The organism is Streptomyces incarnatus (assembly GCF_001027185.1).
GTDB lineage: Bacteria > Actinomycetota > Actinomycetes > Streptomycetales > Streptomycetaceae > Streptomyces > Streptomyces puniciscabiei.
In genome coordinates this window covers 5,932,291-5,948,670 of record NZ_CP011497.1, presented here as the reverse complement: position 1 = coordinate 5,948,670, position 16,380 = coordinate 5,932,291, and the positions used below count along the sequence as shown (strand labels likewise).

The window sequence follows — 16,380 nt, the reverse complement described above, 5'->3', positions numbered from 1 at the left end:
CGGGGGCCCACAAAAGCCCTTCGTGTTCTTCGTCCCTGTCCTCACGGGCGGCTCCGGCCGTCCCCAAGAGAGAGTGTGAGAGTGCTCGTACTCGTCGCTCCCGGCCAGGGCGCCCAGACGCCCGGCTTCCTGACTCCCTGGCTCGAACTGCCCGGCGCCGCCGACCGTGTGGCCGCCTGGTCGGACGCCATCGGACTGGACCTGGCCCATTACGGCACCCAGGCCGACGCCGACGCCATCCGTGACACCGCGGTGGCCCAGCCGCTGCTGGTCGCCGCCGGGATCCTGTCCGCCGCGGCACTCGGTGCCCGGACATCAGCCGCTGACGCGGTGGGCACCGAGATCGCGCCGGGCGCGGTCGCCGGTCACAGCGTCGGTGAGATCACCGCCGCCGCCTTCGCGGGTGTGCTGGACGACATCGCCGCGCTGAGCCTGGTCCGCAAGCGGGGTCTGGCGATGGCCGACGCCGCCGCGGTCACCGAGACCGGCATGTCGGCGCTGCTCGGCGGAGATCCCGAGACCTCCGTCGCGCACCTGGAGAAGCTGGGCCTAACCCCGGCGAACATCAACGGCGCGGGCCAGATCGTCGCCGCCGGCACGCTGGAGCAGCTGGCGGCGCTGAGCGAGGACAAGCCCGAGGGCGTCCGCAAGGTCGTCCCGCTGAAGGTCGCCGGCGCCTTCCACACCCACCACATGGCCCCCGCCGTCGAGACGCTGGCCAAGGCCGCCGCGGAGCTGACCCCGGCCGACCCGAAGGTCCGTTACGTCTCCAACAAGGACGGCCGGGCCGTCGCGACCGGCGCCGAGGTGCTTCAGCGGCTGGTCGGCCAGGTCGCCAGCCCCGTGCGCTGGGACCTGTGCATGGAGACCTTCAAGGAGCTCGGCGTCACCGCGCTCATCGAGGTGTGCCCGGGCGGCACCCTGACCGGCCTGGCCAAGCGCGCGCTGCCCGGCGTCAAGACGCTGGCCCTGAAGACCCCCGACGACCTCGACACGGCCCGCGAGCTCATTGCCGAGCACGCCGGCGCCGGCGCCTAAGGAGCCGTACATGGCGAAGATCAAGCCCAGCAAGGGCGCCCCGTATGCGCGCATCCTCGGTGTCGGCGGCTACCGGCCGACGCGGGTGGTGCCCAACGAGGTGATCCTCGAGAAGATCGACTCCTCCGACGAGTGGATCCGCTCGCGCTCCGGCATCGAGACCCGGCACTGGGCCGGTCCCGAGGAGACCGTGGCCGCGATGGCGATCGAGGCCTCCGGCAAGGCGATCGCGGACGCCGGCATCGACGCCGAGCAGATCGGTGCCGTGGTCGTCTCCACGGTCTCGCACTTCAGCCAGACCCCGGCCGTGGCCACCGAGATCGCCGACAAGCTGGGCACGAACAAGGCGGCCGCCTTCGACATCTCGGCCGGCTGCGCGGGCTTCGGCTACGGCCTCACCCTCGCCAAGGGCATGGTGGCGGAAGGTTCCGCCGAGTACGTGCTCGTCATCGGCGTGGAGCGGCTCAGCGACCTGACCGACCTGGAGGACCGGGCCACGGCCTTCCTGTTCGGCGACGGCGCCGGTGCGGTCATCGTCGGTCCCTCGCAGGAGCCGGCGATCGGCCCGACCGTGTGGGGCTCCGAGGGCGACAAGGCCGAGACCATCAAGCAGACCGTCCCCTGGGACCGCTTCCGGCTCGGTGACCTGTCCGAGCTGCCGCTCGACGCCGACGGCAACGTCAAATTCCCCGCCATCACGCAGGAGGGCCAGGCGGTGTTCCGCTGGGCCGTGTTCGAGATGGCGAAGGTCGCCCAGCAGGCGCTGGACGCGGCCGGTATCACCCCGGAAGAGCTGGACGTCTTCATCCCGCACCAGGCCAACGTGCGGATCATCGACTCGATGGTGAAGACCCTCAAACTGCCGGAGCACGTCACGGTCGCCCGTGACATCCGCACCACCGGCAACACCTCGGCCGCCTCGATCCCGCTCGCGATGGAGCGGCTCCTGGCGACCGGGGAGGCGAAGAGCGGCGACACCGCGCTCGTCATCGGATTCGGGGCGGGTCTCGTCTACGCCGCCACGGTCGTTACCCTCCCCTAGGCACTCCGTGCCGGATCATGCGATCCGGCAGGGGGACAACTGCCACAAACCGTCTGGAACATCGAAGAAGGAGCGCCTGACATGGCCGCCACTCAGGAAGAGATCGTCGCCGGTCTCGCCGAGATCGTGAACGAGATCGCCGGGATCCCCACCGAGGACGTCCAGCTGGACAAGTCCTTCACCGACGACCTGGACGTCGACTCGCTGTCCATGGTCGAGGTCGTCGTCGCCGCCGAGGAGCGCTTCGACGTGAAGATCCCGGACGAGGACGTCAAGAACCTCAAGACCGTCGGTGACGCGACCGACTACATCCTCAAGCACCAGGCCTAAAGGCACCCCCTTAGGCCGCAAGGCTGCAAGGCCCCGCCACCCGGCGGTGGCGCCGTAGAATCCCGTATCCGTTGGAGAAAGAATTCCCGTGAGCCCGACCAATCGCACCGTGGTCGTCACCGGTATCGGCGCAACCACACCGCTGGGTGGCGACGCAGCCTCGACCTGGGAGGGTCTGATCGCCGGCCGGTCCGGCGTCAAGCCCCTGGAGCAGGACTGGGCGGCCGAGCAGGCCGTCAAGATCGCGGCCCCGGTCGCCGTGGAGCCCACCGAGGTCATCCCGCGGCCGCAGGCCCGCAGGCTGGACCGTTCGGCGCAGTTCGCGCTGATCGCCACTCAGGAGGCCTGGAAGGACGCGGGCTTCACCGGCAAGGCCGGGGAGGACAGCAGCGTCGACCCGGACCGGCTGGGCGCCGTCATCGCCTCCGGCATCGGCGGCGTGACCACGCTGCTCGACCAGTACGACGTGCTCAAGGAGAAGGGCGTCCGCCGCGTCTCCCCGCACACCGTCCCGATGCTGATGCCCAACAGCCCCTCGGCCAACGTGGGCCTGCTCGTGGGCGCCCGCGCGGGCGTGCACACGCCGGTCTCCGCGTGCGCCTCGGGTGCCGAGGCCATCGGCTACGCCATCGAGATGATCCGCACCGGCCGCGCCGACGTCGTCGTCGCCGGCGGTACGGAGGCCGCCATCCACCCGCTGCCGATCGCCGCGTTCGGCAACATGATGGCGATGTCCAAGAACAACGAGAACCCGCAGGGTGCCTCGCGTCCCTACGACGTCGACCGCGACGGCTTCGTCCTCGGCGAGGGCGCCGGCGTGCTGGTCCTGGAGTCCGCCGAGCACGCGGCCAAGCGGGGGGCGCGCGTCTACGCCGAGGCCGTCGGGCAGGGCGTCTCCGCCGACAGCCACGACATCGTGCAGCCGGAGCCCGAGGGCCGCGGCATCTCGCACGCGCTGCAGAACCTGCTGGACAACACCGACCTGGACCCGGCCGAGATCGTGCACGTCAACGCGCACGCCACGTCGACGCCGGCCGGTGACATCGCCGAGCTGAAGGCGCTGCGCAAGGTGTTCGGCGACGACGCGGACCACATGGCGGTGTCCGCGACCAAGTCGATGACCGGTCACCTGCTCGGTGGCGCGGGCGGCGTGGAGTCCGTCGCGACCGTGCTCGCGCTGTACAACCGGGTGGCGCCGCCGACGATCAACGTCGAGAACATCGACCCCGAGGCGGAGGCCAACGCGGACGTCGTCCGCGGGGAGGCCCGCAAGCTTCCGGTCGAGGGCCGGATCGCCGCGCTGAACGACTCGTTCGGCTTCGGCGGCCACAACGTGGTGCTGGCGTTCCGCACCGTCTGAGAACGTGACGAAGGGCCCCTGCCGACCGGCAGGGGCCCTTCGTCATGTCCGGAAAACCTGCGCTGAGGTGCTCAGACCACCTGGTGCAGCCAGCGGACCGGGGCGCCCTCGCCCGCGTACCTGAAGGGCTCCAGCTCGTCGTCCCAGGGCTTGCCGAGGAGCTTGGCGATCTCGGCCTCCAGGTCGGTCTCGTCCCGCTGGGACCGGGTCAGCGCGGCCCGCAGGCGGTCCTCGGGGATGAGGATGTCGCCGTGGATGCCGGTGACGGCGTGGAAGATGCCGAGGTCGGGGGTGCAGCTGTAGCGCTCGCCCTCGGCCGTCGGGCAGGGCTCGGCGGTGACCTCGAAGCGGAGCAGGTGCCAGCCGCGCAGGGCCGAGGCCAGCTTGGAGGCCGTGCCCGCCTCGCCCTGCCAGGAGAACTCCGAGCGCCAGGTGCCGGGTGCCGCGGGCTGCCGGATCCAGTCGAGGTTGACGCGCGTGCCGAGCACCCCGGCGACGGCCCACTCGACGTGCGGGCACAGCGCGCGCGGCGCGGAGTGCACGTACAGAACTCCACGTGTCGTCACCGGAACCTCCGGGCAGAGCGGGACATCTTGCGGACTGGCTGGCGGCAGTGGCACGACGGCCGCGTTGATGGCGAGGCTACCCTGCGGCGGTGCAAGGAGTGTGACGTACCGTCGGTCCCGGTGCCAGGAAACCCCCGCCATTCACCCAGGGGGACGCTTGTACGGGGGTGCTCCGTTCCAGGGTGCCCGGTCGGGAACCCTCGCACGTTGTTATGGGAGGGAGCACATACGCACGCCCGGGGGCACCGGGTTCGACGACGAGGGGATCAGCAGGGGATGCGGAAGCCGAGCCGCCGTGCGCGAGCCGCCCTCAGCCTCATGGCTGCCGCCGTGCTGGGCGTCGCCGGGTGTGACACCGGGGGCCGGAGCGCGCCCGCGCCGGAGGGCACCAAGGCACGCGCGGCCAGACCGGCGCCGGTGTGGAACCGCAGCCCCGGCTCGATCGCCGCGGTCGGTGACTCCATCACCCGCGGATTCGACGCGTGCACGGTGCTCTCGGACTGCCCCGAGGTGTCCTGGGCGACCGGCAGCGACGCGCAGGTGGACAGTCTGGCGGTGCGGCTGCTCGGGGCCGCGGGCGCGGCGGAGCACAGCTGGAACTACGCGGTGACCGGCGCCCGGATGGCGGACCTGCCCGGGCAGATGGAGCGGGCGGCGGCGCGCGACCCGGAGCTGGTGACGGTGATGGTGGGCGCGAACGACGCCTGCCGGTCCTCGGCGCGTGCGATGACCTCGGTGGCCGGCTTCCGCGCGGACTTCGAGGAGGCGCTGCGCACTCTGCGCGAGGCGTCGCCGAAGACCCAGGTCTACGTGGCGAGCGTGCCGAACCTGAAGCGGCTGTGGTCCGAGGGGCGGGCCAATCCGCTGGGCAAGGAGGTGTGGAAGCTCGGCATCTGCCCGTCGATGCTGTCCGCCGCGGACGACCTGACCAGCGCGGCCACGCTCCGCCGGGACCGGGTGCAGCAGCGGGTGGTGGAGTACAACAAGGTGCTGAAGGAGGTCTGCGCCAAGGACAGCCGCTGCCGCTTCGACAACAACGCGGTCTACGACTACCGCTTCGGCACCGGCCAGCTCAGCCACTGGGACTGGTTCCACCCCAGCAGGGACGGCCAGGCGCGGCTCGCGGCGATCGCGTACCGGACGGTCACCGCGGCAAATCCGGTTGCCTAGGACACTCATCGCCTACTGTTTTCACATGAGCGAACTTTTCGGCACACTTTCCGACGGCACCGAGGTCCAGCGCTGGACGCTGCAGCGCGCCGGGACACGCGTGGAGGTCCTGACGTACGGCGGGATCGTGCGGTCGGTCCAGGTGCCGGACCGGGAGGGCCGGACGGCGAACGTGGTGCTGGGCTTCACCGGCCTGGACGGTTACCTCGCCCACCCGGAGCCGTACCTCGGCGCCCTGGTCGGCCGGTACGCCAACCGGATCGCGCACGCCCGCTTCCCGCTGGACGGCGCGGTCTACGCCCTGGAGCCCAACGACGGCCCGAACTCCCTGCACGGCGGCGCGTTCGGCTTCGACAAGCGGGTGTGGGAGGCGCGGCCGGTCGAGCACGGCGTACGGCTGAGCCGGGTGAGCCCGCACGGCGAGGAGGGCTTCCCGGGCCGCCTGGAGGTGTCGGCGACCTACACCCTGGACGCGTCCGGCGCGCTGCGGATCGCCTACGAGGCGGTGACCGACGCCCCGACCGTGATCAACCTCACCAACCACAGCTACTTCAACCTGGCCGGCTCGGGCCATGCGGGCGGGCATGAACTGCGGCTGGCGGCCTCCCGTTTCACCCCGGTCGCCGCGGACCTGATCCCGACCGGCGCGCTCCAGGACGTCACCGGCTCCCGGTTCGACTTCCGCACCTCCCGCAAGGTCGGCTCGGGATACGACCACAACTTCGTCCTGGACAAGGGCGTGACCGGCACCCCGCAGGAGGTGGCCGAGCTCCACGACCCGGCCTCCGGCCGCACCCTGACCGTGGCGACGACCGAGCCGGGCCTCCAGCTGTACACCGCCGACCACCTGGCCGAACCCTTCGCCCCGGGAGACGGCATCGCCCTGGAGACCCAGCACTTCCCGGACTCCCCGAACCACCCGGAGTTCCCGAGCACGGTGCTGAGGCCGGGGGAGGTCTTCAGGTCGGAGACGGTGTACGGGTTCGGGGTCCGCTGAGAGGTCTCGCCAAGAGTTCTCGCTAGGGGGACTCGCCCCGCATCCGCTTGGCCGCCTTGCCCAGCAGGGACATCGCGCCGCCGCAGATCAGCAGGGTCACGGCGCCGGCCGCCGTCTGCCCCACGGCCATCCCCTTGATCCCTTCCACCGTCACCGTCGTGGCCAGCACGAAGATGATCGAGTAAAGGCTCCGCCCCACCTTCGCCCCGGCCGGAATCACCTGGAGCAGCTGCGGAATGGTGGTCACGGCGGCCACCGCCATCCCGAAGGGCAGGGCGGCGGCGGTCATCAGGGCGCCGAAGCCCAGCGAGTTGCCGTACGCGCCCCAGCCGGCGCCCTTGTAGAGCAGGTAGCCGGTCGCGGCGAGGGACAGCAGGACCAGCAGGCCGTTGAGGTAGGCGGCCTGCGTGGCGGCCTTCCGCGCGCCGGGCAGGTGCGCGGCCGGGGAACGCCAGGCGTCGGCCGTGATGAGCCGCAGCTGCCGCTTGAGGGCCTGCATCTGCATCAGCGAGAAGACGCCGAAGGCCAGCAGGGCCAGTCCGGCGAGCGCCGCGACGAATCCGAGGGGCTTCTGGGTGATGCCGTAGTGGACTCCGCCGAAGGCGAGCGGGATGCCGAGCACCATGCCGTAGGCCATGGGCTTGGACTTCGCCTGGATCTTCAGCGCCAGGTCCCGCTGGGCGGGCGTGAGGTTCGGGTCCAGCCGCATCCGGCCCTCGCCGACGTGCTGGGCGTGCGGCTGCGCGGCCTGCTGGGGCGGGTAGGGCTGCTGCGGCGGGTACGGCTGTGGGTGCTGCTGCGGCTGTGGTGCGTACGGCTGTTGCGGCGGGTACGGCTGCTGCGGGTGGCCCTGTGGCGGGTACGGCTGTTGCGGGTACGGCTGCTGCGGGTGACCCTGCGGCGGGTACGGCTGCTGCGGGTACGGCTGCTGTTGCTGCGGCGGCTGCCCGTACGGCCCTGTCGGCTGCTGCTGGCCATGGGGCCCCGGCTGCCGGCCGTACGGCCCCTGTTGCTGGCCTGGATACACGTTGTCTCTCCCCCGTGCCCGGTGTCTTCCGGTGTTCGCGGGCCGGGAGTCTATCCGTGTGTCCGGAGGGGGCGAGCCCCGGTCCAGGGGTCAGGTCCCGGACCGGGGCTGCTCGTGGGGGACTTGTCCCGGATCAGACGTTAATCCGCGCGGTGAGCCTGCGGTCCGCGATCGAGCGTCCGGCGGCGATCTCGTACGAACCCTTCACACTTGCCCACGCGTTCGCCGTCTCGTCCCAGCTCTCGAAGGCGCGGCGCGGCAGCGCGACGGTCACCTCGACGCTCTCCCCGGGACCGGCCTCGGCGGAGCCGAAGCCGGCCAGGCGGCGGGCCGGGCGCCCGGGGTCGGGCTCGGCCGGGGAGACGTAGACCTGGACGACCTCGCGGCCGGGCCGCTCGCCGGTGTTGCGCAGGCGGACGCGGGCGGTGGTGCCGTCGACGGCCAGGGACTCGTAGGTCCACTCGGTGTAGCCGAGGCCGTGGCCGAAGGGGTAGGCGGGGGTGCGGCCGGCCTTTTCCCAGGCGCGATAGCCGATGAACAGACCCTCGGTGTACGGCAGTTCGCCGTCGGTCGGGACGACCTGGGTGACCGGGGCGTCGGCGAGGGAGCCCCAGGTGGTGGGGAGCCGGCCGCCGGGCTCGTGGGCGCCGGTGAGGACGTCGGCGAGGGCGGCGCCGCCCTCCTGGCCGGGGAACCAGCCGAGCAGCACGGCGGCGACCTCCTCGCGCCAGGGCAGTTCCACCGGGGAGCCGGCGTTGACGACCACGACCGTGCGGGGGTTGGCGGCGGCGACCGCGCGGACCAGGTCGTCCTGGCGGCCGGGGAGCCTGAGGTCCGTACGGTCGAAGCCCTCGGACTCGACGCGGTCGGTGGTGGCGACCATGACCACGGCCGTGTCCGCGTTCCGCGCGGCCTCGACGGCCTCGGCGATCAGGTCGTCGGGATCGCGCTGCGGCTCGGAGTGGGCGAGCGCGAAGGTGACGACCTGCAGGGGGATGTCCTCGGGGAGCTGGACGACGTGGGTGAGGGAGACGTCGACCGGTTCGCCGGCGGTGAGTTCGGCCTGGGCGCGGGGCACGGGGGCGCCGAAGAAGGCCTCGAAGGGGTCGTCCTTGTCGGGGCGCTGGACGTCGTCGTAGTACGTCGTCCCGTCGATGGTGAGCGTGAAGGGGCCCATGCCCTTGATGCCGAAGGTGTGCGGGCCGGTCTCGCGCGGGGTGAAGGTGCCGGTCAGCTCGACGGTGTGCAGGGAGTCGTGGGTGACGCCCTCGGGGAGGTCCGAACCCATCCACTGGATCAGGCCGTTCGGGGCGGAGCGGGTGCCGATGACCTTTCCGTCGGCGTCACGGCAGACGGCCCGGAGGCCGAACCCCTGGTCGGCGACGGCGAGTTCGATGGCTGGGTCGGCGCCGACGGCGTAGGTGAGGGCGCCCTCGGGCAGGGCGGCGGTGAGGCCGTCCAGCGGGGAGACGATCCGGGCCGGGAAGACGGTGGCGGAGCCGCCGCCGAGGACACGGGCGTCGCGGGCGGCGGCGCCGATCAGGGCGACGGTGCCGCCGTTCAGCGGGAGTGCGTCCCGCTCGTTGCGGACCAGGACGAAGGAGCGGCGGGCGATCTCGCGGGCCAGTCCGGTGCCGTCGACGGTCTCCGGCAGCTCGGTGACCACGGGTTCGGCGCCCTGGAGGATGCCGACGCGGGCGGCGAGGCGCAGGACGCGCCGTACGGCCGCGTCGACGGTGGCCTCGGCGACCTCGCCGTCCCGGACGGCCTGCGCGAGGGCGTCGCCGTACACGGTGCGCGGTCCGGGCATGGCCACGTCCAGGCCGCCGTTGATGGCCCTCACCGTGTCCCGGGCGGCCGTCCAGTCGGAGACGTTGAAGCCGTCGAAGCCCCATTCGCCGCGCAGGACCTCGTTGACCAGGTGGTGGTGCTCGGTCATCGTCGTGCCGTTGACCGTGTTGTAGGCGGTCATGATGCCCCAGGGACGGGCGTTTTCGACGATGGCCTCGAACGGGGCGAGGTACAGCTCGCGCAGGGCGCGTTCGGAGACCAGGTTGTCGACGGTGAAGCGGTCGGTCTCGGCGTCGTTGGCGACGAAGTGCTTGACGGTGGTGCCGACCCCGCCGGACTGGACGCCGGTGACATAGCCGCTGCCGATCACGCCCGTGAGGTACGGGTCCTCGCTGTAGCACTCGAAGTGGCGGCCGCCGAGCGGGGAGCGGTGCAGGTTGACGGTGGGCGCGAGCAGGACGTGGACGCCCTTGCGCCGGGCCTCCTGGGCGAGCAGCACGCCTGCCCGGCGGGCCAGTCCGGGGTCCCAGGTGGCGGCGAGCGCGGTCGGCGAGGGCAGGGCGACGGAGGGGTCGTCGGCGGTCCAGCGCACGCCCCGGACGCCGATCGGGCCGTCGGACATGACCAGGGAGGCGAGGCCGATCTGCGGCAGGGCGGGCAGGGTCCACATGTCCTGGCCGGCCAGGAGCCGCGCCTTGGTGTCCAGGTCGAGCTTGCCGAGAGCGGCCTCGACGACCGCCTCGCGGGCCGTGTCGTCCGGGGTGGGCTGGGGTCCCGCCATCGCGGTGCCTCCTCGTGTGTGCGTCCGTGCGGCGTGCCTCCATCGTGCATGGGTTACCTGTAGAGCGGTAGGTTTCGTTATCTTGCCGTTACTTTCGGGTGGTGGGATGCCGTACGGTGACGTCATGAACGCGAGGGTCAGGAGCGAGGAGCGGCGCGCGGAGATCGTCGGGGCGGCTCTGGAGGTGATCGCCGAGCGCGGTTACCGGGGGGCGAGCCTCGCCGCGGTGGCCGAGCGCGTCGGTCTCACCCAGCAGGGTCTGCTGCACTACTTCCCCACGAAGGAGGCGCTGCTGGTGGCCGTGCTCCAGGAGCGGGACCGGTGGGACGCCGTACCGGACAGCCAGTGGCGGGTGGATCTGCTGGCCTCGCTGGTGGAGTACAACGCGATGCGACCGGCGATCATCCAGACGTTCTCCGCGCTGCTCGGCGAGAGCGTGACGGAGGGGCATCCGGCGCGCGCGTACTTCACCGAGCGGTACGCCCGCGTCCGCGCGTCCATGACCTCGGTCCTGCGCACCGCGTACGGCGACCGGCTGCCGAACGGCCTCACCCCCGAGCGCACCGCTCCCCTGCTCGTCGCGGTGATGGACGGCCTGCAGTACCAGTGGCTGCTGGACCCGGAGTCGGTGGACATGCCGGGCACCTTCCGGGACTTCCTGCGGCTGCTCGGGGAGCCGGTGGACTGAGAGCGGCCCGCGGACGCACGCTCACGACGGCGGCGCGGGCCTTCGTCACGGCGCTGCGGAAGGCCGCTGAGCGGATCCCGGGGCCGCGCCGGACGGGTGGGTTCAGTGCGACGGCGCGAGTGCCAGGCTGATGCCGAGGCCGGCCAGGACCGAGCCGATGACCTTGTTGAGGATCTTCTGCCCGTGCAGCATCAGCGCCCGCATCCGGGCCTGCGAGAAGAACGTGGCGACCACCCCGAACCACAGCAGGTGGGCCAGCGACATGAACAGGCCGTAGCCGACCTGCTGGTACACCGGGGTGCCGGGGCTGACGACCTGGGCGAAGGTGGAGACCACGAAGAGGGTCGTCTTCGGGTTGAGGACGTTGGTGAGGAAGCCGGTGCGCAGAGCGGCGAACGGGGTCAGCTCGCGGCGGTCGTCCAGGTCGATCCTCAGCTCGCCACGGGTGCGGTAGGTGCGGATGCCGACGTGGACGAGGTAGGCCGCGCCGATCAGCTTGATCACCGTGAACAGGGCGGTGGAGGAGGCGATCAGCAGGCCGACGCCGAGCAGGGTGTAGGTGACGTGGACCAGGACGCCGGCGGCGACACCCGCGGCGGCGAGCAGGCCGGTGCGGCGGCCGTGCAGATAGCTGTTGCGGACGATCATGGCGAAGTCGGCGCCGGGGGCGATCACGGCGAGGACCGTGATGACGGCGACGGCGAGTATCTGGGTCACTTGGCTGCGTCCTCCGAATCGGGCCACCCGCCGAAGGCGCCGGGGGCGTCGGGAGCATGGGGAGCCCAGTCGCCGTCGGCGTTCTCCTCGCCCAGCAGGTCACGGGCGAGCAGCGTCGCGCCCGCGACCGCGCCCGGCATCAGGAACACCGCGGCGAACGGGACCAGGAAGGCCAGGGCGAGGGGCATGCCGAAGCCCCAGACCAGGGTCTTGCGGGAGCGGAGCAGGGCGAGCCGGGCGTGCAGTTCCACGCCCCGGCGCTGGAGGGCGACGGCGGTGAGTTCCTCGGTGACGAAGAAGCCGGTGACGAAGAGGCCGAGCACCGGGACGACGGTCTGGCCGACGAACGGCAGGAAGCCGAGGGCGAAGAGCAGCACGCCCCACAGCGCGGCCCGCACCAGGACGCGCAGGCTGTCCCGGGCCGAGATCCACAGCTCGCGCCAGAGCGGCAGCCGGGAGCGCGGGGCGGTGCCGTCGGGCGAGACCTCGGCGTCGACCCGCTCCGACAGGTTCTCGTAGAAGGGCTGGCCGACGAGCAGGGTGACGGCCGTGAACGTCAGCACGGCGAGCAGCAGGCCGAGGGCGAAGAGCACGGCGGTGAGGAAGCCGCGGAACAGGCCCTGCCAGGGGCTGGACCAGTGGTCCGCGAACGGCGTCGCCCAGCTGACCGCGTCCTCGCCCCAGACCGCGAGCGCGACCAGCGCCGCCGCGTAGAGCACCAGGGTGATCACCCCGGGCAGCAGCCCGAAGCCGTAGCTCCGGCCGTGCCGGGCCATCCAGCGCTGGCCCTTCAGCAGCCGGCCGAACCCCACCCCAAGATCGCGCATGGCGGAGACTTTACCGATCCCCCGCCGCCCCGCACGCGCCGTCTCAGGCGTCCAGCATCCGGCGCAGCAGATCGCGCAGGGAGCGGCGCTCCTCCTCCGACAGGCCGGCGAGGGGCTCGCGGGCGAAGCGGAGACCTTCGCGCAGGTCCTTGGCCATGCGCACGCCCTCGTCCGTGGCGGCGGCCAGCTTCACCCGGCGGTCGGCCGGGTCCGGGCGGCGTTCGACCAGCCCCCGGGACTCCAGGCGGTCCACGATCCCGGTGACGTTGGACGGCTCGCACTTGAGCTTCTGCGCCAGCTTGCGCATGGGCAGCGGCTCCAGCGAGAGCAGGCTGAGCAGCCGGGCCTGCGGTCCGGTCAGCGTGTGCTCGCCCGCCGCCTTCTCGTAGTCCGCGTAGAAGCGGGCGACGACGTCACCGATCAGTTCGACGACCTCCATGGTCAGGGCGTCGGGGCGGCGGGTCTGCGATGGGGTGGACATGCGCTCCAGGATACCCGGTTACTTGACATCATGAAATATTCAGGAGCATGGTTGTTTCAGGTTCTGAAGTATTTGAGAAAGGCCCCCCGTCATGACCAACCGTGAGTGGCACCTGCTCAGCCGTCCCGTCGGCTGGCCGAAGCCCGAGGACTTCGCCCTCGTGGAGACCCCCGTACCGACGCCCGGCGAGGGCCAGCTGCTGGTGCGGAACAAGTACCTCTCCGTGGACCCGTACATGCGCGGCCGAATGAGTGCCGCGAAGTCGTACGCCGCCCCGTACGAGCTGGGCAAGGTCATGCAGGGCGGCGCGGTCGGCGAGGTGATCGCCTCCAACGCCGAGGGCATCGCGGCCGGCGACCACGTCCTGCACTTCTTCGGCTGGCGCGAGCACGCGGTCCTGGACGCGCAGCACGCCGTCAAGGTCGACCCCGACGCCGCGCCCCTCTCGACGTACCTCGGTGTGCTCGGCATGACCGGGCTGACCGCCTACGCCGGCCTGCTGCGCACCGCCTCCTTCAAGGCGGGCGACATCGTCTTCGTGTCCGGTGCGGCGGGCGCCGTCGGCAGTCAGGTCGGCCAGCTCGCCAAGCTCCTGGGCGCCTCGCGGGTCATCGGCTCGGCCGGTTCCGACGACAAGGTCAAGCTGCTGGTCGAGGAGTACGGCTTCGACGCGGCGTTCAACTACAAGAACGGGCCGGTCGCCGAGCAGCTGCGCGAGGCCGCGCCCGACGGCATCGACGTGTACTTCGACAACGTCGGCGGGGACCACCTGGAGGCGGCCGTCGGCGCGCTCCGCGAGGGTGGCCGGATCGCCGTCTGCGGCATGATCTCGGTCTACAACAACACCGAGCCCGCGCCGGGACCGCGCAACCTCGCCCGGCTCATCCAGACCCGTGGCCGCATCGAGGGCTTCCTGGTCGGCGACCACTACGACCTGCAGCCCGAGTTCGTCCAGAAGGTCGGGCCCTGGGTCGCCTCGGGCGAGCTGAAGTACCGCGAGACGGTCGTCGAGGGCATCGAGAACACGCTGGAGGCGTTCCTCGGGGTGCTGCGCGGCGACAACGTCGGCAAGATGATCGTCAAGCTCTGAGACCCGGCGGGCTCTGGCCTGATCTTTCCGGGATGCGGTAACTTCTTTCCGAAATCCGTCGGCGATCGTGGGCGCGAGTCGCGGCGGACCGAGGAAGAGGACAACCGCATGCCCATCACGCAGTCCGACGTCGTGTACACCGCCGTCGCCACCGCCGAGAACGGGCGGGACGGCCGGGTCGCCACGGACGACGGCCGGCTCGACGTCGTCGTCAACCCGCCCAAGGAGATGGGCGGCAGCGGCGCCGGGACCAACCCGGAGCAGCTGTTCGCCGCCGGGTACTCCGCCTGCTTCCAGGGGGCGCTCGGCGTCGTCGCCCGGGCCGAGGGAGCCGATGTCTCCGGGTCGACCGTCACCGCGAAGGTCGGCATCGGCAAGAACGACGAGGGGTTCGGGATCATCGTCGAGATCTCGGCCAGCATTCCGAACGTCGACGCCGGCAAGGCCCGGGAGCTGGTCGAGAAGGCGCACCAGGTGTGCCCGTACTCGAAGGCGACTCGGGGCAACATCACCGTGACGCTTGTCTGACAGCAGTCGTTGCGTACTGCGGAGACCGCACCCTTGGACGTGGGGTGCGGTCTCTCTCTTTCCGCCGTCAGCTGCTCTTCAACGCCGCCCGGTGCACCGCGCGCACGAACCCGTCGTTCTCCGGTGCCGCCCCGCCCGGGAACGCCATCCGGCGTCGCGTGTAGCCGTAGGCGAGGCCGCTGCGCGGGTCGGCGAAGGCCTGGCTGCCGCCCGCGCCGCTGTGGCCGAAGGTGCCGGCGCCCAGGACCGGGTGCCAGATGTCGGCGGTGGCCTGGAAGCCGAGGCCGTACGACTTGTGGGCGCGGGCCACCAGGTCGTAGCCCACGGAGTGGATCTGGCCCACCTCGGCGACCGTGTCCGGTTTCAGCAGAGGCGGCCGGTCGTCCAGCTCGCTGATCGCCGCCGCGTACATCTGGGCGAGACCGCGCGCGGAGGCCACGCCGCCCGCCGACGCCGGGCCCTTGGCCCGTACCAGACGGGAGTTGGCGTAGTCGGCCAGCGTGCCCGCCCCCGGCACGTGCGCGTTGAAGGCGATCGAGGCCAGCGTGTGCGGGCCGGTGGGCTGGGCGTCCAGCAGGGCCTGCTGCTCGGCGGTCGGGAGCATCGGCTGGACCGGGCGGAAGCGGGGCTCCTCGGACTCGGGCAGGCCCAGGAAGAAGTCCGTGCCGTACGGCGCGCGCACCCGCTCCTCGTACACCTCCTGGAGCGTGTGGCCCGTGGCCCGGCGGACCACCTCGCCGGTGAGGGCGCCGATCACCAGCGCGTGGTAGCCGAACGCCGTGCCCGGCCGCCAGAACGGCTTCTGGTCGGCGAGCCGTTCGGCCATCGCCCGGTCGTCGGCCAGCTCCTCGGCGGAGAACCCGGCGTCGATGCCGACCAGGCCCGCGCGGTGCGCCAGCAGGTCCCTCAGGGTCACTGCGGCCTTGCCCTCGGCGCCGAACTCGGGCCAGTAGTAGGTCACTTTGCGGTCCAGCTCCAGCGTGCCGTCCTGCACCAGGAGGGCGACCACCAGGTGGGCGGCGCCCTTGGTGGACGAGAACACGCCGTACAGCGAGTCCGCCTCCGCGCCCGCCCACAGGTCGACGACCCGCCGCCCGTGCACATACGCGCACAACTGACCCTCGTAGTCCTCGCGTTCCCCGGCGACGAAGGCGGCGAACACCTCGCGCACCGCCTCGAAGCCCTCGGCGACCGCGCCGTGGACGGTGATCTGCTGCGTCATCCGCTCTCCTCAACTGAGCCGCTGCTCCCCCTCGGCACAACGCCCGTTCCGGCTGTGGACGTTCCCCAGACCGGTACGGCGCGATGCACTCGTTCGACTCAACCGCCGTGGGCGCCGGTGGGTGTCACCCCGGTGTCACAGCCGCCCCGGATGGCGGATGGCGCGGGGGTGGCGCGCGGATGCGCGGCGGAACTCAGACGCACCACCGGCTCAGCCCGCCCCCGCCCCAGGCGCACCGCCGAACCGGCCCAGACGCACCACCGGCTCAGCCCGCCCCCGCCCCAGGCGCACCGCCGAACCGGCTCAGGCTCACCACCGGCTCAGGTGCACCACCACAGGAAACGGTTGCAGGTCTTGGTGGGCGACGGGGTCGGGGACGGGGCCGACGTCGTCGGGGCGCTGGTGGGGGTGGAGGTGGGCCGGGAGGTGGCGGTGGGCGCCGGGGCCCTGGGGGTGGTGCCGGAGCCCGGCGCGCCGGTCTGCTGGGCCTTGCCGGTGTCCTTGGCGTCGGGCGACTTGGAGGGCTTGTCCTTGGGGGACTTGGAGGCGGAGGCGGAGGCGTCCGGGGAGGCGGAGCCGGCCGCGCCCGGGGTCGCGCCGGAGGTGTCGGAGGCCGGGTGGGCCGTGGCGCCGGGGGTCGCGGAGGACGTGCCGCCGTCGGCCGCGGTGTCCCCGGCCGGGTCCGGCTGTCCGCTGGAGAAGGGCGAGAAGGGCGCGTCCGTACC

Annotated in this window: 16 protein-coding genes and 1 pseudogene; 9 read left to right on the top strand and 8 right to left on the bottom strand. The window is 72.0% G+C overall.

Going from position 1 to position 16,380, the window contains the following annotated elements:
• Positions 1-81 precede the first annotated feature (81 nt).
• The 4 genes from ABB07_RS26780 to fabF all read left to right on the top strand — a co-directional run bounded on the left by ABB07_RS26780 (position 82) and on the right by fabF (position 3,770).
• On the top strand, positions 82-1,038 hold the full coding sequence (locus tag ABB07_RS26780) for an ACP S-malonyltransferase (protein WP_208901098.1): 957 nt from the start codon (positions 82-84) through the stop codon (positions 1,036-1,038).
• 10 nt (positions 1,039-1,048) lie between these two features.
• On the top strand, positions 1,049-2,080 hold the full coding sequence (locus tag ABB07_RS26775; RefSeq protein WP_208901097.1) for a ketoacyl-ACP synthase III: 1,032 nt from the start codon (positions 1,049-1,051) through the stop codon (positions 2,078-2,080).
• 81 nt (positions 2,081-2,161) lie between these two features.
• Complete coding sequence (locus ABB07_RS26770; RefSeq protein WP_018545314.1) at positions 2,162-2,410, top strand: acyl carrier protein; 249 nt, start codon at positions 2,162-2,164, stop codon at positions 2,408-2,410.
• Between the two features lie 88 nt (positions 2,411-2,498).
• Positions 2,499-3,770: a beta-ketoacyl-ACP synthase II gene (fabF, locus tag ABB07_RS26765; RefSeq protein ID WP_208901096.1), complete on the top strand. Its 1,272-nt coding sequence runs from the start codon at positions 2,499-2,501 to the stop codon at positions 3,768-3,770.
• A gap of 71 nt (positions 3,771-3,841) precedes the next feature.
• On the opposite strand, the gene ABB07_RS26760 is transcribed toward fabF, so the two are convergent.
• Complete coding sequence (locus ABB07_RS26760; protein ID WP_208901095.1) at positions 3,842-4,336, bottom strand: DUF3145 domain-containing protein; 495 nt, start codon at positions 4,334-4,336, stop codon at positions 3,842-3,844.
• Between the two features lie 276 nt (positions 4,337-4,612).
• Here ABB07_RS26760 and ABB07_RS26755 point away from each other — a divergent pair, with 276 nt between their 5' ends.
• Together ABB07_RS26755 and ABB07_RS26750 are read left to right on the top strand one after the other, a co-directional pair.
• Positions 4,613-5,506, top strand: coding sequence for an SGNH/GDSL hydrolase family protein (locus tag ABB07_RS26755; protein WP_208901094.1), 894 nt, complete (start codon positions 4,613-4,615; stop codon positions 5,504-5,506).
• A gap of 25 nt (positions 5,507-5,531) precedes the next feature.
• Positions 5,532-6,503 (top strand): aldose epimerase family protein, encoded by a 972-nt coding sequence (locus tag ABB07_RS26750; protein ID WP_208901093.1) that lies wholly within the window; start codon positions 5,532-5,534, stop codon positions 6,501-6,503.
• 22 nt (positions 6,504-6,525) lie between these two features.
• Here ABB07_RS26750 and ABB07_RS26745 read toward each other — a convergent pair whose 3' ends face one another.
• Together ABB07_RS26745 and ABB07_RS26740 are read right to left on the bottom strand one after the other, a co-directional pair.
• Complete coding sequence (locus tag ABB07_RS26745) at positions 6,526-7,530, bottom strand: hypothetical protein (RefSeq protein WP_208901092.1); 1,005 nt, start codon at positions 7,528-7,530, stop codon at positions 6,526-6,528.
• 133 nt (positions 7,531-7,663) lie between these two features.
• Positions 7,664-10,102, bottom strand: a complete 2,439-nt coding sequence (locus tag ABB07_RS26740; protein WP_208901091.1) for a glycoside hydrolase family 3 protein — start codon at positions 10,100-10,102, stop codon at positions 7,664-7,666.
• A gap of 106 nt (positions 10,103-10,208) precedes the next feature.
• On the opposite strand from ABB07_RS26740, the gene ABB07_RS26735 reads away from it, so the two are divergent.
• Positions 10,209-10,790: a TetR/AcrR family transcriptional regulator gene (locus tag ABB07_RS26735; protein ID WP_208901090.1), complete on the top strand. Its 582-nt coding sequence runs from the start codon at positions 10,209-10,211 to the stop codon at positions 10,788-10,790.
• 102 nt (positions 10,791-10,892) lie between these two features.
• Here the strand turns inward: ABB07_RS26735 and ABB07_RS26730 are convergent, their stop codons facing one another.
• Genes ABB07_RS26730 through ABB07_RS26720 form a run of 3 tightly spaced genes read right to left on the bottom strand, consistent with a single transcriptional unit; the run spans position 10,893 to position 12,815 of the window.
• Entirely contained in the window at positions 10,893-11,507 is a 615-nt protein-coding gene (locus ABB07_RS26730) for a LysE family translocator (protein WP_208901089.1), read from the bottom strand.
• Positions 11,504-12,334: an EI24 domain-containing protein gene (locus ABB07_RS26725; protein ID WP_208901088.1), complete on the bottom strand. Its 831-nt coding sequence runs from the start codon at positions 12,332-12,334 to the stop codon at positions 11,504-11,506. Before ABB07_RS26725 ends, ABB07_RS26730 begins: the two co-directional genes overlap by 4 nt.
• A 43-nt stretch (positions 12,335-12,377) precedes the next feature.
• A complete protein-coding gene (locus tag ABB07_RS26720; protein ID WP_208901087.1) occupies positions 12,378-12,815 on the bottom strand; it encodes a MarR family winged helix-turn-helix transcriptional regulator in 438 nt (145 codons plus the stop codon).
• Between the two features lie 91 nt (positions 12,816-12,906).
• On the opposite strand from ABB07_RS26720, the gene ABB07_RS26715 reads away from it, so the two are divergent.
• Positions 12,907-13,905, top strand: coding sequence for an NADP-dependent oxidoreductase (locus tag ABB07_RS26715; protein ID WP_208901086.1), 999 nt, complete (start codon positions 12,907-12,909; stop codon positions 13,903-13,905).
• A gap of 108 nt (positions 13,906-14,013) precedes the next feature.
• On the top strand, positions 14,014-14,433 hold the full coding sequence (locus tag ABB07_RS26710; RefSeq protein ID WP_208901085.1) for an organic hydroperoxide resistance protein: 420 nt from the start codon (positions 14,014-14,016) through the stop codon (positions 14,431-14,433).
• Between the two features lie 67 nt (positions 14,434-14,500).
• Here the strand turns inward: ABB07_RS26710 and ABB07_RS26705 are convergent, their stop codons facing one another.
• Both ABB07_RS26705 and ABB07_RS26700 read right to left on the bottom strand, forming a co-directional pair.
• A complete protein-coding gene (locus ABB07_RS26705) occupies positions 14,501-15,655 on the bottom strand; it encodes a serine hydrolase domain-containing protein (protein WP_208901084.1) in 1,155 nt (384 codons plus the stop codon).
• Positions 15,656-15,975: 320 nt separating this feature from the next.
• Positions 15,976-16,380: pseudogene (locus ABB07_RS26700) on the bottom strand (SCO2400 family protein); the annotation flags it as partial.

What these genes read in the sequence shown, in the direction of transcription:
- ABB07_RS26775 (WP_208901097.1), top strand. Translation starts at nt 1,049, where the DNA reads ATGGCGAAGATCAAGCCCAGCAAGGGCGCCCCGTATGCGCGCATCCTC.
- ABB07_RS26770 (WP_018545314.1), top strand. Translation starts at nt 2,162, where the DNA reads ATGGCCGCCACTCAGGAAGAGATCGTCGCCGGTCTCGCCGAGATCGTG.
- ABB07_RS26755 (WP_208901094.1), top strand. Translation starts at nt 4,613, where the DNA reads ATGCGGAAGCCGAGCCGCCGTGCGCGAGCCGCCCTCAGCCTCATGGCT.
- ABB07_RS26750 (WP_208901093.1), top strand. Translation starts at nt 5,532, where the DNA reads ATGAGCGAACTTTTCGGCACACTTTCCGACGGCACCGAGGTCCAGCGC.
- ABB07_RS26740 (WP_208901091.1), bottom strand. Translation starts at nt 10,102, where the DNA reads ATGGCGGGACCCCAGCCCACCCCGGACGACACGGCCCGCGAGGCGGTC.
- ABB07_RS26735 (WP_208901090.1), top strand. Translation starts at nt 10,209, where the DNA reads ATGCCGTACGGTGACGTCATGAACGCGAGGGTCAGGAGCGAGGAGCGG.
- ABB07_RS26725 (WP_208901088.1), bottom strand. Translation starts at nt 12,334, where the DNA reads ATGCGCGATCTTGGGGTGGGGTTCGGCCGGCTGCTGAAGGGCCAGCGC.
- ABB07_RS26720 (WP_208901087.1), bottom strand. Translation starts at nt 12,815, where the DNA reads ATGTCCACCCCATCGCAGACCCGCCGCCCCGACGCCCTGACCATGGAG.
- ABB07_RS26715 (WP_208901086.1), top strand. Translation starts at nt 12,907, where the DNA reads ATGACCAACCGTGAGTGGCACCTGCTCAGCCGTCCCGTCGGCTGGCCG.
- ABB07_RS26710 (WP_208901085.1), top strand. Translation starts at nt 14,014, where the DNA reads ATGCCCATCACGCAGTCCGACGTCGTGTACACCGCCGTCGCCACCGCC.
- ABB07_RS26705 (WP_208901084.1), bottom strand. Translation starts at nt 15,655, where the DNA reads ATGACGCAGCAGATCACCGTCCACGGCGCGGTCGCCGAGGGCTTCGAG.